At 49.1% G+C, this 14,023-nt stretch carries 14 protein-coding genes and 1 tRNA gene; 2 read left to right on the forward strand and 13 right to left on the reverse strand.

Going from position 1 to position 14,023, the window contains the following annotated elements; genetic code table 11:
- Window positions 1-62: 62 nt before the first annotated feature.
- The 4 genes from VV089_RS09555 to VV089_RS09570 all read right to left on the reverse strand — a co-directional run bounded on the left by VV089_RS09555 (window position 63) and on the right by VV089_RS09570 (window position 5,155).
- A complete protein-coding gene (locus VV089_RS09555; RefSeq protein ID WP_172543166.1) occupies window positions 63-1,271 on the reverse strand; it encodes a substrate-binding domain-containing protein in 1,209 nt (402 codons plus the stop codon).
- A gap of 151 nt (window positions 1,272-1,422) precedes the next feature.
- Window positions 1,423-2,664: an ABC transporter permease subunit gene (locus VV089_RS09560; protein WP_172543165.1), complete on the reverse strand. Its 1,242-nt coding sequence runs from the start codon at window positions 2,662-2,664 to the stop codon at window positions 1,423-1,425.
- The gene (locus VV089_RS09565) at window positions 2,664-3,644 is read right to left on the reverse strand and encodes an ABC transporter permease (RefSeq protein ID WP_172543164.1); all 981 of its coding nucleotides are present in this window, start codon (window positions 3,642-3,644) and stop codon (window positions 2,664-2,666) included. The genes VV089_RS09560 and VV089_RS09565 overlap by 1 nt, the downstream gene beginning before the upstream one ends.
- The gene (locus VV089_RS09570; protein ID WP_334335719.1) at window positions 3,641-5,155 is read right to left on the reverse strand and encodes a sugar ABC transporter ATP-binding protein; all 1,515 of its coding nucleotides are present in this window, start codon (window positions 5,153-5,155) and stop codon (window positions 3,641-3,643) included. The genes VV089_RS09565 and VV089_RS09570 overlap by 4 nt, the downstream gene beginning before the upstream one ends.
- A 190-nt stretch (window positions 5,156-5,345) precedes the next feature.
- On the opposite strand from VV089_RS09570, the gene VV089_RS09575 reads away from it, so the two are divergent.
- The gene (locus tag VV089_RS09575) at window positions 5,346-6,194 is read left to right on the forward strand and encodes a helix-turn-helix domain-containing protein (protein WP_172543162.1); all 849 of its coding nucleotides are present in this window, start codon (window positions 5,346-5,348) and stop codon (window positions 6,192-6,194) included.
- A 45-nt stretch (window positions 6,195-6,239) separates the two neighbouring features.
- Here VV089_RS09575 and VV089_RS09580 read toward each other — a convergent pair whose 3' ends face one another.
- The 6 genes from VV089_RS09580 to VV089_RS09605 all read right to left on the reverse strand — a co-directional run bounded on the left by VV089_RS09580 (window position 6,240) and on the right by VV089_RS09605 (window position 8,205).
- Window positions 6,240-6,491, reverse strand: coding sequence for a hypothetical protein (locus VV089_RS09580; protein WP_172543161.1), 252 nt, complete (start codon window positions 6,489-6,491; stop codon window positions 6,240-6,242).
- 222 nt (window positions 6,492-6,713) lie between these two features.
- The gene (locus VV089_RS09585) at window positions 6,714-7,046 is read right to left on the reverse strand and encodes a type II toxin-antitoxin system HicB family antitoxin (RefSeq protein WP_172543160.1); all 333 of its coding nucleotides are present in this window, start codon (window positions 7,044-7,046) and stop codon (window positions 6,714-6,716) included.
- A complete protein-coding gene (locus VV089_RS09590; RefSeq protein ID WP_172543159.1) occupies window positions 7,039-7,302 on the reverse strand; it encodes a DUF2442 domain-containing protein in 264 nt (87 codons plus the stop codon). Before VV089_RS09590 ends, VV089_RS09585 begins: the two co-directional genes overlap by 8 nt.
- Before the next feature lie 96 nt (window positions 7,303-7,398).
- On the reverse strand, window positions 7,399-7,530 hold the full coding sequence (locus tag VV089_RS09595; protein ID WP_334335720.1) for a DUF4160 domain-containing protein: 132 nt from the start codon (window positions 7,528-7,530) through the stop codon (window positions 7,399-7,401).
- A gap of 181 nt (window positions 7,531-7,711) precedes the next feature.
- A complete protein-coding gene (locus VV089_RS09600; protein ID WP_172543158.1) occupies window positions 7,712-7,990 on the reverse strand; it encodes a hypothetical protein in 279 nt (92 codons plus the stop codon).
- A gap of 132 nt (window positions 7,991-8,122) precedes the next feature.
- Window positions 8,123-8,205 (reverse strand) — tRNA-Leu (locus VV089_RS09605).
- A gap of 129 nt (window positions 8,206-8,334) precedes the next feature.
- Here VV089_RS09605 and VV089_RS09610 point away from each other — a divergent pair.
- Window positions 8,335-11,178 (forward strand): YfhO family protein, encoded by a 2,844-nt coding sequence (locus tag VV089_RS09610; protein ID WP_334335721.1) that lies wholly within the window; start codon window positions 8,335-8,337, stop codon window positions 11,176-11,178.
- Between the two features lie 275 nt (window positions 11,179-11,453).
- Here VV089_RS09610 and VV089_RS09615 read toward each other — a convergent pair whose 3' ends face one another.
- The 3 genes from VV089_RS09615 to aroB are packed head-to-tail and all read right to left on the reverse strand — an operon-like array spanning window position 11,454 to window position 14,008.
- Window positions 11,454-12,380, reverse strand: a complete 927-nt coding sequence (locus tag VV089_RS09615; RefSeq protein WP_334335722.1) for an RluA family pseudouridine synthase — start codon at window positions 12,378-12,380, stop codon at window positions 11,454-11,456.
- Window positions 12,358-12,900, reverse strand: coding sequence for a signal peptidase II (gene lspA / locus VV089_RS09620; protein ID WP_172543155.1), 543 nt, complete (start codon window positions 12,898-12,900; stop codon window positions 12,358-12,360). The genes VV089_RS09615 and lspA overlap by 23 nt, the downstream gene beginning before the upstream one ends.
- Before the next feature lies 1 nt (window position 12,901).
- Window positions 12,902-14,008, reverse strand: coding sequence for a 3-dehydroquinate synthase (gene aroB / locus VV089_RS09625; RefSeq protein ID WP_172543154.1), 1,107 nt, complete (start codon window positions 14,006-14,008; stop codon window positions 12,902-12,904).
- Between the last annotated feature and the right edge of the window lie 15 nt (window positions 14,009-14,023).

Here is a 14,023-nt window from a genome sequence, read left to right on the forward strand (position 1 = left end):
CTCCTTCTTTAAAACTGGGGGACTGCAGGTGCAGTCCCCCAGTGCTTATAACATTTAAAATCTTACAGCTTGCTGATCCACTCGGACATGTTGCCCTTGTAGAAGATGTACGGTGTACCGGCCAGAACGAAAGTTCCGTCACCCTGTGTATAAACAGTGTAATCTTCCTCAGCATAGTCACGGAAAGCAGCCATGGTGAAGGTCTCGCCGTCAGTTCCTGCCCATCCGTTGGTCAGAGCAGCGTCAATTGCAGCACCTGCTACAGCGCCAAGATGGATAACATCCCACAGCATCATGTAAGGACACACGGATGCAAATGCATCATCCTCTGCTGCGTTGGGCATGAAGGACTGCATCTCAGAAGGAAGTCCAAGACCTGTCAGCTTAATCTCGCTGTTAGCGCCCTTAAGAACCTGTCCTGCTGCTGCGATACCAACAGTAGTCGGGGAAATGATACAATCAACCTTGTTCTCTGCTACGAAAGCATTTGCCTGGGTTGTGGACTCAACCGGGTCGTCATTTCCGTATTTCTTGTCAAGCTCCGGGCTGACCTTGCCCTTGTACATATCCTTTGCCAGCTCTGTCTCCATTGCTGCGATCCAGCTGTTCTGAACCGGAGTGTCGATACCAGCGGAAAGAACGCCAAGAACGATCTCATCGCCTGAGTAGCTTCCAAGCTGCTCTGCTACAACCTCTTCCATGGTCTTATCTTCCGGATAATCTACGCCGAGGGTAATCAGAACGGCTGCCTGTACCAGGTAAGATCCGATATCCTGTACCTCTGCCTGGTTGATGTGTGCCAGACGGTAATCAACGCTTGCCTCAGAGTCGATGGAAACGATGGGGATTCCGGCATCCTTTGCCTTCTGGAAAATCTCATCATATCCGGTATCTCCGTTGGTGGAAATAACGATAGAAGCAACACCCTGGGTAATCAGCTCGTCAAGCATCTGAACCTGAGCAGCTACGGTTGTCTCAGCCGGGCTGTCATACTCGGTTACGTAGCCCTTTGCTTCCATGTACTCTTTGTAGCCTTCATACATCAGATCGCCGAACTTGTTGCCGGTGGACTTGAACATGAATACATGCTTTCCGCCTTCTGCAGACGGTGCTGCAGGAGCCTCTGCCTCTGCGTCGTCTCCGCCTGTCTCGGCAGGAGCCTCTGCTGCCGGAGCTTCAGCTGCCGGAGCTTCTGTTTCTTTGGAACCGCAGGCTGCAAGTCCTGCAATCATGCTCACACTGAGCATCAGAGCTAAGATCTTTTTCATCATAATGAAATATCCTCCTTTTATTTTTGCTTTATAGCTCTTTTTATATATACGGGGCGCTCTAAACCCCGGATATACCATATGTCAGCAGAATAAGGTCTGCTCTCCTAATTGGCCCGTGAGATACCCTCCTCACAGATACTAAGCTTTCTCCCTAAGAAAAACGCTCTTTATTCTTCCGGGCATTCTCTTCCAGCTCCGCCTTCATCTGGGCGGTTTTTTCCTTACAGGTATTCTGGAGGGATGCTATTCTCTCCTCCGCCTTACGGATCTTTCCATCGGGATCGCCCGTCTTTTTCAGCCTTGCAATCTCTGCCTTAAGCTCTTTTACCTCAGCGGCCGTCTTTATGTTGAGAGCCTCAATGTTCTTGTTGTTCTTATAGAGAACCTTGAGCTTCACGTCTGCAATCAGCTGCCGGTTCACACTGGGAATCAGAACCGCAATCAAAAGCACAATACCTGTTACAATCTTCCGGGTGTTGGCATCCACGCCAATCAGTCCCAGAGTGTACAGCAGGAAGGCCATAATAAAGGTGGAGATAAAGGGACCGTATACCTTACCCTTACCGCCGTTGGTAGACACGCCGCCCAATACGCAGATAGCGATGGTGTCCATCTCATATCCTGTACCCATGGAGGAGGAAAGTCCGCCGCCCATACGTCCTACAAAGAAAATGGAACCGATTCCCGCCATCACGCCCATCAGGATAAACACAATGAGCTTTACGCGCTCTACCCGGATACCGGAATATTCCGCCGTCACAGGATTATTTCCCACGATATACAGCTTCCGTCCAAAGGTAGACCGATGAAGGACAAAGTAGAAAATCACGGTAATGATGATATACAACACCATACAAATGGGGAAGATCCACCAGTTTCTCCAGCCGATGGCATTGTAGAAGGGCGGGAAATTCTTCAGCGAATTCACATCCAGGATAATCTCTACAATTCCGCGGAACAGCATGGAGGTGGAAATGGTTACAATAACCGCGGGCATCTTCACATATCCAACCAGGATACCGTTAAAGGCTCCGCAGACTGCCCCTGTCAAAATGCCTGCCAGCACAGCCACAACAGCCGGAGCTCCGTTCTGATACAGAAGTCCCGTTGTCATACCGGAGAGTACCATATTAGAAGCAATGGATACGTCAATGTCTCCAAGCATCAGCACAAACACCATACCCATTACCATAGGCGACAGGTCCAGTCCGGACTGAATAATAGACTGAATGGTGCCGATATTAAAATACAATCCCGGTCTGGCAGCCGCCAGAATCAGATTAATAAGAATCAATATGTAAACCAGGATCATTTCCCATTTTACTAGAAACTTGCTTAATTGAAAACCCTCTTTGACAGTCAGATCTCTGACCGCAGCTTTATTCTCAGCCATTAGAGCAGTGCCCCCCTTTCTTTGAGGAAACGCTTCTCAGAAGAGCGTGTCATCGCAATATTTAAGAATACGGCCGCAATAATAATAGCGCCCTGCAGAGCCTTCTGCCATACGGACAAGCCCGGAAGCAGACTGATAAACTGCGTAATCACGCTCATCATCAGCCATCCGATGAATACGCCGTCCACGGTTCCGCGGCCTCCTGTGATGCTGACGCCTCCCAGGATGCAGATTGCGATGGCCTGCAGCTCATAGCCGTCGCCGATGGTGTAGGTACACATTGCATAGTTGGCCGTGTAAAGCATACCGGAGATGCCGGCCAGCGCGCCGCAGATTACAAATGCCAGAAAACGGATTCTCGCTTCCTTGATACCGGCAACCTTGGCAGACTCTACATTCGTTCCGATCGCATAGATGCGCCTGCCGGTGGTACGGTAGCTGAGATACCAGTACGCTGTCAGGAATACAATAGCCGCAATCCAGAGAATGCTTGGGATTCCAAGAATCTGTCTGCCTGCCCATGCCTGGTAGCCCTCGGAAATCTGATGGGGGAACCACCAGTTGCCGCCGCTTAAGAGGAATGCAAAGCCTCTGTAGATATACATGGTGCCCAGTGTCGCAATCATGGGAACCACCTTCAGATAGCCGACTACAAAACCGTTAAAGGCTCCGCAGACAATTCCGATTACAAGGCTTAAAATCACCCACACGATGTTGGGAATCTCCATATGGCTGCTCATCAGCGAGGTGCAGACCACGCCGGACAAAGCCAGAATAGAACCAACCGACAGATCAATTCCTCCTGTCACCAGAACGACCATCATACCCATAGCCAGGAATACGTAAACCGCATTATTTCTCAGCATGGAAATAATGGTATTGAGAGAAAACATCGAGGGCGTAATGATTCCTGCCAGCGCCAGAAGCCCTATCAGACCGAAAATAAGACCGATGTTACGGTATCCGAATACTTTTTTCATGCCCTGGCCTCCTTCCTCTGCTCTCCCAAGGAAGCTGCCATAATCATTTCCTGGGATACTTCTTTGTTGTCAAACTCGCCGGTCACATGGCCGGATTTCATAACTACGATCCGATCGGCCATACCAAGAACCTCCGGCATCTCGGAGGAAACCATAATGATCGCATAGCCGTTTGCCGCCAGCTCGTTCATAATCTCATAAATCGAATACTTTGCGCCTACGTCGATACCCTTGGTAGGCTCGTCGAGAATCAGAACCTTAAGGGAACAATTGAGCAGCTTGGCAAATACTACCTTCTGCTGGTTTCCGCCTGACAATGAGGAAGGCGGTGCGCTGATATCCTTGGCCTTGAGAGAAATCTTCTGGCAAAGCTCGATGGCTTTTTGAATCTCTGCATTTTCGTCCAGCATATTTGCCTTTGCAAACTGCGTCATATCCGCAGAAGACACGTTCTGATAAATGGGAAGCTCGTTGACAAGCCCCTGTGTCTGCCGGTTCTCCGGAAGCAGGCCGATGCCGTAGCGGAAAGCCTCCACCGGCGTCTTTACATGAATCTCCTGTCCCTCCAGAAGAATTCTTCCGCTGTCAGGGTTCATAATACCGAAAATAGTCTGGCAGACCTCGGTACGCCCTGCTCCTACCAGCCCCGTAAGCGCCAGGATCTCGCCCCTCTTTACTTCAAAGGAAATATTCTTAAAATACCCTTCCTTGGAGATATCTTCCACTTTCAGTATGGTTTCCCCAATCTTGGCCGTCTTTTCCGGATACATCTGATCCAGCTCGCGGCCTACCATGGCACCGATGAGCTTCTGGTTGGAAATCTTATCCACATCCCAGCAGCCTATGTACTGCGCATCACGGAATACGGTTACCCGGGTTGCCAGGCGGTACATATCCTCAAACCTGTGGGAAATCAGAATAATGGAAACGCCCTCGTCCCGGAGCCGCTCTGCAATGGCATAAAGCTCCTCGCACTCGTTGGCAGTCAGGGAAGCCGTGGGCTCATCCATGATAAGAATTCTTGCGTCTCTGGAAAGAGCCTTGGCAATCTCCACAAGCTGCTGTGCCGCAACGCTTAAAGAACCCATAGGCTTTGTCACGTCAATCTCCTTGCTCAGAGGCTCAATCAGTTCCTTGGCTCTCTGGTTCATCTGACGCCAGTCGTACATGCCCAGCTTGTTCTTAATCTCCTGCCCCATAAAAATATTTTCAGTCACAGACAGATCCGGGAATGCCGTTACGTGCTGATAGATCGCCGCAATTCCCAGTTTTGCCGAATCCATGGTGTTCCGGGGGCTGATCCGCTCTCCCTCCAGCAGCATGATTCCGCTGTCCGGCTTATGAACGCCTGTGATAACTTTGATGAAGGTGGATTTTCCTGCGCCGTTCTCACCCATCAACGCGTGTATTTCACCCTTTTTCAGTTGAAACTGCACACCTGCCAGGGCGGTGACGCCGCCGAAGGTTTTGACCACATCCTTCAGCTCGAGAATGTAATTTTGCTCGTTCACCTTGTCTTCTCCTTCCTTGCTTGGTCTTTATGCTACTAGATAACCTCAAAAATATGGAATATTCAATATCAAATATTGTTTTTTCGGTATCATTTCTTGCTTTTCTGGCATTTTTGTGCTATAGTGATGGAAAACATGTGAATTATTTGTCATTTCAAACAATTGTTCCCAGGAAAGGACTTTATTTCGTATGAAATTACCACAAAAAGAATATCCCCCAAAATATATCCATAAGTCAAATCTTCTGTCCGACAAGTCCGTGAACCTGCCTTTTCAAGTTCTCCAGTGCGGATATTCCAACGAACGGGAGTTAAAATGCAATGCAAACTATTCGGAATTTATCATTTTTTATATTCTGGATGGTATCGCCCAGTATACCAAATATAAGGATGTCCAGTACGTCCATAAGGAGCATATCATCATTTCCAACTGCAATACACGGCTGCGGTTTTCAAAGGCTACGCCTAACTGGCGGTATTTTTATATTATTTTCTCCGGAACCCATGCCAAGCTGTATTACAATATGATACGCGGAAAGAAGGGCGTGATTCCGGTTACCCCTCTTCACAATATTTCCGTACATTTTACTTCTCTGTGTTCCTATCATTATACGAAGGATCTGTTTATTCAGATGGAGGCCTGCTACCTGCTCCATCAGATTATCCATGAGCTTCTGATCGTCACCCATGAGATTGACGAGGCCAGGCTCCTCACACCCGTCCAGCAGACCATCGTGAATACAGCTCTGAAATACATCGACGAACATTACAAGGATGACCTGTCCGTGGACAGCATCTGCCAGAAGGTGAATTTTTCCAAGTTTTATTTCTGCAAGATTTTTAAGGAACATACAGGAAAAACCCTGTATCAGTATCTGACTGAATACAGGGTTAACAAATCCAAAGAGTATCTTACCTATTCTAAGCTGTCTATCCATGCCATTGCCACGGAAGTGGGCTTTAAAAATACGCTGACCTACAGCCGGGCCTTTAAAAAGCTGATGGATATGACGCCCAGCGAGTTCCGGGAGGCCTTTTAGCGCCTGCCGGGGGCGCCCCATATGCTTTTGCAGCGGACGGGCTTTTTACGAAGCCTCCCGCTCTTCCAGATCGCTGTTCTGTTCTCTTAAGCTTACAAGAACATCCTGTGCGGAAAGCTCGTTCTCCTGCATGTAAGTATAAAGCTCCTGCATCTCTTCGTCACGCTTTGCTTTTAACAGCTCTTCCCTTTCCTTTTGAAGCAGGGAAACGGCTTCTGTATGCTTTCTAAGCTTCTCCTCGTTTTCTGCCAGTAGTTCGTCGTAGGTTTTTCTTGCTCTTGTTCTTGGCCTTGCCATATGTTTGTCCTCCTATTTCTAGTTCCGTAATATCCTCCACAATACACTGGTCTGAAATCAATTTCCAGCCACAGAAAACATGTGTCTGGAAATCGATTTGTGCATTGTGAAGGATATTACTGTTTTGAGTTCCGTAATATCGCGGATATACTACTGACAGTATATGCCTGTCCTGGATAATTTATGCAAAAAAATCGGTGAAAGCTTCCTTGATTCTATTTTTTATCCAACCATATTTCCGATTGCTTCCTCAACAGCAGCATTCAAACTCTTTCCATGTTCCATAGCATACACGGCAATATTTCGATGAAGCTCCGGACTAATCCTAACATTAAATGAACCCTTATAAGGCTGTTCAGGTTCCACATTTCGCTCTTTGCAATCTGTCAGGTATTCATCAATCACATTCTGAAAGCCTCGTTCTAATTCCTGTACAGAATTTCCTTCATAAGATAACAAAGACTTTATTCCCATCACTTTTCCAAAAAGGCAGCTGTCTTCTTTGGAGTATTCTACTGTACCATTGTAATTCTTATATGATAATAAATCACTCATGTAATTCTGCTTCTTCCTTTCCGTATTCATATATAATGTCACTCGGAAGATCAATAAAATCATTCCAGAAAACACAAGTCCGGCTTTCATCAAGCTGTACATTTTCAAAAAGGCCGTAAACACTTTTTAAATCTTCATATTCTTTTATATTTTCTATATCTTCTCCAACGTCATATAAACAATCCCGTCCATCATCAAAAATAACATGTAATATATAATTTTCTAATGGTTTTACACTTTTAATTCTAGGAATCATATAAACCCTCCATTTCTTATAAAGGCGGTAATTTCCTTAAATTTTGACTATCCCACATTTCAAGCAGCTCTTTCTGATTGTTTCTCATCCACTCTTTTACAAGCTCTTGCGCTTTTTTGGAAGATCGCCTTCTGTCATTTCCATTGTCCGTAAATCAAAAATTCCTATATGTTCACCATATAGAGCATGCAAATGACTCGGTTCATGTTCCTTCGGTTTGAAAAACATTTTAATCTATTCCATAAAATCTACTTATTTCCGGCATTTTATATTTCTCCTTTGGTTATTTTTATTATATTGTACCATCCGCCAAGAAAGCGTGCAACTATCTATAGTTACTATGTATATCTATAAAAGAAACAAAAACCCCTATATGCCCAAATAAAGGCAATATAGAGGCCATTTTAAATCACACCACCCTTAAAGCTTCCAAACTATCACTTTCCTCTTTACCCTGTTGATTTTTTATATCATTTAAAATACCTTTGACATTATCAACCGATAAATTCATATCCTGCATAAGCTCATATAATGCAGACAAATCTTCTTCACGTTTCTGTTTTAGCAGTTCTTTTTTCTTATCCTCTAAGGTTTTAACAGATTCCTTGTATGCTTCTATGTCATTCGAAACTTGTTCAATCTGCTCTTCTAATGTCATCTTTGGCTTTCTGCCAGGTCTTCCTGCCATTGTAGTTTGTCCTCCTTATCTGCACACTTATTTATTATATTTGAAGCATATGCTAAAAGTGGATAAAATATACAAAAATAAAAAAAGTTCTGAAATGTCTTAATCTGCTGACATTACGAACTTTTTTAATACTGCCGGCGATGGGACTTGAACCCATACGTGGTTGCCCACAACAGATTTTGAGTCTGCCTCGTCTGCCATTCCGACACGCCGGCCTGCGTGTTTTCTTCTCTGCAACGAAGATCATTGTATCACAAGTTTTCGAAAATGGCAAGCAAAAAGTTCATAGACTTTTCCTTTTTTATCCTATATAATAATAAAAAAAATATTTGTGAGGCACAGCTATGAAACCTTTTACCTTCCGATTACATACCGCCGGACGGCGTTTTTATTTTCTCTGCTATACCCTGGCGTTTCTTCTCCTGTCTGCCGCTGTATTTTCACCATTTATCCTAAGCGGAAAATCCTTTATCTGGAAGCCGGACGGCCTGACCCAGCACTTCACTTCTCTGGTTTACTTCCGCAACTGGGCAGTGTCCATTGTGCGCACGCTGCTTACGGAGCACCGGCTTTCCATCCCCCTGTGGGACTTCTCTATCGGTTACGGCTCCGATATTTTAACGACCCTTCACTATTATGTAATCGGAGATCCCCTGAATCTTTTGTCCCTGCTGACACCGGTGCGCTTTCTGGAAGGCTTATACGCCTTCCTGGTTCTTCTGCGCCTGTATCTTGCCGGGGCTGCATTTTCCTGCTATTGTTTCCGGATGAAGCGTGAAGGCATGGCTGCCTTTGCCGGGAGCCTCATTTATACCTTCTGCGGCTACGGGATTGCCCTTGCCCCCGTCCATCCATATTTTATCAATCCCATGATCTATCTCCCCCTGCTTCTTATCGGCGTAGAGCGCGTACTTCACAAAGAAAAAGGGAATCTGCTCATTGCCGTGACAGCTCTCGCTTCCCTGAGCAATTTCTACTTCTTTTACATGCTGGCCATACTGACTGTGATATACTTTATCCTTCGTTTTTGTACCATGGAGCATGAAAACTGGAAAAAAGACCTTGGAAGCAGCCTGGGGCGGACTCTGTTCTTTTCTCTCACAGGAACCGCTCTTTCGGCTGTTCTTCTGCTGCCCATGCTGCTGCAGTTTCTCTCGGACTCCCGTTCCGACACAAGCCTTACCTATTCCCCCCTTTACAGGCCGGACTACTATGAGCACATCCTGGATCAGTTCCTCTCCCTGTCCTACTCTTCCAGCTGGACGAATCTCTGCTTCGCAGCGCCGGCCCTCCTCTGCGTATTCCTTCTATTCCTAAAAAGGAAGCGGCTGAAGGCTTTGAAAGCCGGTTTTCTGATTCTGACTGCTACGCTCCTGCTCCCGGCTGCCGGTTCCTTCCTGAACGGCTTTTCCTATCCGGCCAACCGCTGGTGCTTCGGCTATTCCTTTCTCATTGCCTTTATCACCGCTTATCTGTGGCCCGAGCTCTTTTCCTTAAGCAAAAAAGAAGCCTTTTGTCTGGCTTTTTTGCTTCTCGTATATGGAGCCCTTTTATTCCTGCTGCCCAATATCGGATCCGTCCAGGCCTTTTTCGCTCTGTTCCTGCTGCTTTTAACCCTCTTTTTCCTGACGGCTCTCTCCCCCTATGTGAAGAAACATCCCAGGGGCGCTAAGCTCTGCCTGTTCCTGCTGATATCCATAAACATCTGCGCCAATTCCCTTTTCTACTATCGGAACAACGTAGAAAGCCATCTGAGCCGTTTTGTAGACAGAGGAGAAGGCTTCGCTGTCCTGGAGCACTCCGCCTCCGGCATGGTCAGCCTTTTCCTCAAGGATCCTTCCGAGTTCTGCCGCTATGCCCAGGACATCGTCCCCCTGCGGAACGATACCCTCATTCAGAAAGCAAACAGCATCCATTACTACTGGAGCCTTTCCAACGGAGCCGTTACCCGTTTTTTCAACGAACTGGCCCTTCCCTTCGAAGAGCGTTCCTTCAAATACGACAGCCTGGACAACCGGGCACAGCTCCACGCCCTGGCCGGTGTCCGCTGGTACATCCAGTATGACCCCAACAAATACCTCCCTTATCCCTTCGACGGCCTGAATGTGTACGACTACCAGGGGGATCTCTACTATGTCTCCGAAACAAGCGACTACCTGCCCTTTGGCTACACCTGCAGCAATCTCATTCCCCGGGAAACCTACAACGCCCTCACCTACCTTGAGCGTCAGCAGGCCCTTCTCCAGGGCGTAGTCTGCGAAACCCTGCCAGACGGCGCAAAAGCCCCGGCACTCACCTTCCAGGATCAGCCCCTCCCGGCATCCATCACCTGCGGCTCCGACATCTGCGAAGAAAACGGCACCTACTACTGCATGAAAGAAGGAGCCCAGCTGACCATAAGCTTCGAGAGCGTCCCCGGCTGCGAAACCTACCTCCTCCTGGAAGGAATGGAAGCTCACAGCCTCAGCCAGCTGGATCTCTACACCCTGGACGCCGCCGCTCCGTACTTTGAGGAAGAACTGGCTTCCCTCACTGCCCGCGAGCTGCGCCAGAAAAAGAAAGACCACCGAAACACCCCCAACATATCCCGTTTCCCAATCACCTGCACCTCCGAAGCGCTGGAAACCACCTTCTGCTACTACAACCAGCTGACCGAAAGCTCCTACGACCGCTCCGACTTCCTCCTGAACATGGGCTGCACCCAGGAAAGCCAGCACACCATCACCATCACCTTCCCCTACCGGGGCGCCTACACCTTCCAGGGCATCTCCATCCACAGCCTCCCCCTGGACTCCCTCACCCAGCAGATAGCCGCCCTCAGCCAGGAACACCTGGAAAATGTAACCTTCACCGACAACCAGATAACCGGCGCCATCACCCTGTCCGGCCCCAGCGTCCTCTGCCTGTCCATCCCCCACTCCAAAGGCTGGACCGCCCAGGTAGACGAAACCCCGGCCCCTCTCCTCCAGTCCAACACCATGTACCTCTCCCTCCCCCTGGAAGCCGGCACCCACACCATCCGGCTCCACTACACCACCCCCGGCCTAAAACCCGGCCTCCTAATCACTGCCCTGGCCCTAACCCTCTGGCTCCTCTACCTCCTGCCAGACAAAACCATCCACCCCAGACTGCGAACCCCCAAAAAAGCCCCCCACACCTCTACCCACCAGCAAACCAACACCAAATAAAACAGCCCCTTGCCACAAAACCAATATCCCTCATCCCTGCCACCCCCAACCCACAGGGATTTTTGCAGAATAAGCCGCCAGACGTTTCCGATATCCCAGTGTCCGCCTGTTCGCGCACACGCTGTCTGATATGGATGAACATTACCTCCAAAAACCTCAGCATCCAAAAAACACAAAAGGTAATGTCCATCCAGAGCAGACAGCGTGTACGAGAACCGCGCGGACACGGGATACGGAAACGTCTGGCGGCTTATTCTGCAAAAATCCCGTCCCCCTCACATCTTTTTCAATAATTCCAAAAAATACCCCGGCAGCGGCGCCCTCACCTCCAAATACTCCCCCGTAGAAGGATGCGTCACCCCCAGCACCATAGCATGCAGCACCTGCCCCTGCATCCCTCGAATCCCCTGCATCCAGGAAGGCAGCTTCCCCCTCCCATAAACCTCATCCCCCAGAATCGGATGCCCGATACTCCCCATATGCACCCGAATCTGATGAGTTCTCCCCGTCTCCAGTTCACACTCAATATACGTATACGTTCCAAATCTCTCCAGCACCCGGTAATGCGTAACTGCCCTCTTTCCGCCTTTCGCCGTCACAGCCATCCGCTTCCGATCCACCGGATGCCTCCCGATGGCCGCATCCACAGTCCCAGTATCATTTTTCAGATCCCCACAGACAATCGCCCGATACCGCCTGGTGATCGAATGCACCTTCAGCTGCTCCGCCACCCCGTTATGTGCCCTGTCATTCTTACACACAACCAGCACCCCCGTAGTATCCTTGTCTATCCGGTGCACAATTCCCGGCCGCATCACCCCGTTGATCCCCGAAAGCTCCCCCCGGCAGTGATACAAAAGCCCGTTCACCAGAGTCCCGGAAGCATGCCCGGCCGAAGGATGCACCACCATCCCCTTCGGCTTATTCACAAAAATCAGATCCGAATCCTCATATAAAATATCCAGGGGCAGATCCTCCGGCTCAACCTCCGTCTCCACGGCAGGAGGAAGCGCAAGCTCAATCACATCCCCTGGATTCACTTTATAATTTGCCTTTAGGGGCCTTCCCCCAAGGCAGACCCCGCCTTCCTTAATCACCTTCTGTAGATAAGAGCGCGAAAGCTCCGGCAGCTCCTCCGCCAGATAACGGTCAATCCGAAGCCCTGCCTTCCCCTCCACCTCAAAGCTCTTCTTTCTTTCCATCCTCCGCCGCTTTCCCTTTCCTTCTCATCGTGAAAAATTCCAGCTCGTCCTCTTTATAGTAAAAGAGAATCAAAACCGCCAGAAGAGCCGCTCCCACCGTCACGTAGCAGTCCGCCACATTAAACACCGGAAAATCAATCAATTTAAAATAGAAGAAATCCACCACGTAAGAGTTCTCTATCCGGTCAATCATATTCCCGACAGCTCCGGAAGCCAGCAGAATTCCCACAAAACGTATGGGGAAAAAGCGCCGCCCTTCCGGAAGCCGGAAATAATAAAAGGCCACCAGACCAAGTATAAGAACCGTGCACACCAAAAAAGCCGCTTTCTGCCCCTGGAAAATGCCAAAGGCCGCCCCCCGGTTCTCCAGATAATTCAGTTCAAACACACCCTCCCACAATACAAGGGGCTCCTGTCCCTTCAAATGCAGGACTGCGAGAGCCTTGCTCCACTGATCCAACAGCGTGAGCAGAATCACAGCCCCAAAGCCTGCCAGGTTATATTTCATATTTTTTCTCATCTCATCGATCCTCTAAAATCCAGGAAACAGCCTCAAGAAGCTCTTCCTCCCTTACTGTCCGATCCACAAAGGCTTCTCCCATGCGGCGCAGAAGGACAAACTTAATGCTGCCTGCCTCCATCTTCTTATCCGAACGGGTCGTCTCAACCACCTTCCCGGCCTCAAGCCCCTTCGCAGTCTCCGGCAGGGAAAACGCCCGGAGCCCCCCGGTAAGCTTCTCCAAATCAGCCGTATCTAATAAGCCCCTCTTCCAGGAGATGAAGCCTGCCGCTGCCATCCCCACCGCCACGCACTCCCCATGCAGCAGCCGGAAATCCTTTAGCTTTTCCACTGCATGGCCAATGGTATGGCCAAAGTTCAGAAGCGCACGTTCGCCTTGTTCCGTAGGATCTGCCTCCACCACAGCCCGCTTGATCCGGCAGCTCTCTGCTATCATAGGAAGCAGCGCCTCATACTCCAGGCCTTGGATAGCTGTCTGATTCTCAAGGAGCCAGTCATAGTATGCCGCATTCCGTATCAGGCCATGCTTCAAAATCTCTGCCATGCCGGAAGCAAACTGCCGCTTGGGAAGCGTCTTAAGGACAGACAGATTCATATACACCAGGCCGGGCATATGAAAAGCCCCTACCATATTTTTCCAGCTGTCAAAGTCCACCCCCGTCTTTCCCCCGATACTGCTGTCCACCTGGGACAAAAGGGTCGTCGGGATCTGGATAAAACGGACTCCCCGAAGATACGTGGCTGCCGCAAACCCCGTCAGATCTCCCACAACACCGCCTCCCAGGGCCGCCAGGATATCCTTCCGGTCAAAATGCTCCAGAATCAGATGCTCGTAAAGCCCCTTCACCGTATCCAGCGTCTTATGGGCTTCCCCGGACTCTATGGTATAAACCGTCACTTTTTTACAAACCCTGGAAAGCTCCTGCCTTACCAGCTCTCCGTACAAAGGACCAACCTGACTGTCCGTCACAATACAGATCCTGCGCTCCTCTGTCTCAAGAGGCGCAAGCTCTCGGGCAAGCTGCTCAAAGCTGTCCTCCAGAACAATGGAGTAGCTGAACCTTCCGTCCATCTTCACCGGCAAAACAACTCTCTTTTTCTCTTCCATCCTGTTCCTCCGGCC

The sequence above is a fragment of the Candidatus Merdisoma sp. JLR.KK011 genome (assembly GCF_036941125.1).
Lineage (GTDB): Bacteria > Bacillota > Clostridia > Lachnospirales > Lachnospiraceae > Laedolimicola.

Coding starts and splice junctions, on each gene's coding strand:
- VV089_RS09555 (WP_172543166.1), bottom strand. CDS start 1,271: ATGATGAAAAAGATCTTAGCTCTGATGCTCAGTGTGAGCATGATTGCA.
- VV089_RS09560 (WP_172543165.1), bottom strand. CDS start 2,664: ATGGCTGAGAATAAAGCTGCGGTCAGAGATCTGACTGTCAAAGAGGGT.
- VV089_RS09565 (WP_172543164.1), bottom strand. CDS start 3,644: ATGAAAAAAGTATTCGGATACCGTAACATCGGTCTTATTTTCGGTCTG.
- VV089_RS09575 (WP_172543162.1), top strand. CDS start 5,346: ATGAAATTACCACAAAAAGAATATCCCCCAAAATATATCCATAAGTCA.
- VV089_RS09580 (WP_172543161.1), bottom strand. CDS start 6,491: ATGGCAAGGCCAAGAACAAGAGCAAGAAAAACCTACGACGAACTACTG.
- VV089_RS09585 (WP_172543160.1), bottom strand. CDS start 7,046: ATGAGTGATTTATTATCATATAAGAATTACAATGGTACAGTAGAATAC.
- VV089_RS09590 (WP_172543159.1), bottom strand. CDS start 7,302: ATGATTCCTAGAATTAAAAGTGTAAAACCATTAGAAAATTATATATTA.
- VV089_RS09595 (WP_334335720.1), bottom strand. CDS start 7,530: ATGTTTTTCAAACCGAAGGAACATGAACCGAGTCATTTGCATGCTCTA.
- VV089_RS09600 (WP_172543158.1), bottom strand. CDS start 7,990: ATGGCAGGAAGACCTGGCAGAAAGCCAAAGATGACATTAGAAGAGCAG.
- VV089_RS09610 (WP_334335721.1), top strand. CDS start 8,335: ATGAAACCTTTTACCTTCCGATTACATACCGCCGGACGGCGTTTTTAT.
- VV089_RS09615 (WP_334335722.1), bottom strand. CDS start 12,380: ATGGAAAGAAAGAAGAGCTTTGAGGTGGAGGGGAAGGCAGGGCTTCGG.
- lspA (WP_172543155.1), bottom strand. CDS start 12,900: ATGAGAAAAAATATGAAATATAACCTGGCAGGCTTTGGGGCTGTGATT.
- aroB (WP_172543154.1), bottom strand. CDS start 14,008: ATGGAAGAGAAAAAGAGAGTTGTTTTGCCGGTGAAGATGGACGGAAGG.